We start from the raw sequence: 239 nt of genomic DNA, 5'->3' as shown, positions 1-239 counted from the left end.
AACGGGGAGTGCGGGGCGCGCTGGAAGACCACCGCGATCTCGGTGACGCGGCGGCCGAGCCGCTTGCCGGTGCGCAGGTAGAAGGGGACGCCCGCCCAGCGGCGGTTGTCGACCTCCACCTTGATCGCGGCGTAGGTGTCGGTCTTCGACTTGGGGTCGATACCGTCTTCCTGGAGATAGCCGACGGCCTTCTCGCCGCCCTGCCAGCCGGCCGCGTACTGCCCGCGGACGGTGTCGCG

1 pseudogene is annotated in these 239 nt (G+C 71.1%); it reads right to left on the bottom strand.

Annotation, left to right across the window (positions count from 1 at the left end):
* Positions 1-239, bottom strand: a pseudogene (locus KVT44_RS56855) (glucose-6-phosphate dehydrogenase); the annotation flags it as partial.

The sequence above is a fragment of the Streptomyces sp. GbtcB7 genome (assembly GCF_019091445.1).
Taxonomy (GTDB): Bacteria; Actinomycetota; Actinomycetes; order Streptomycetales; family Streptomycetaceae; genus Streptomyces; species Streptomyces mirabilis.
This window is presented reverse-complemented; position numbering and strand designations above follow the sequence as displayed.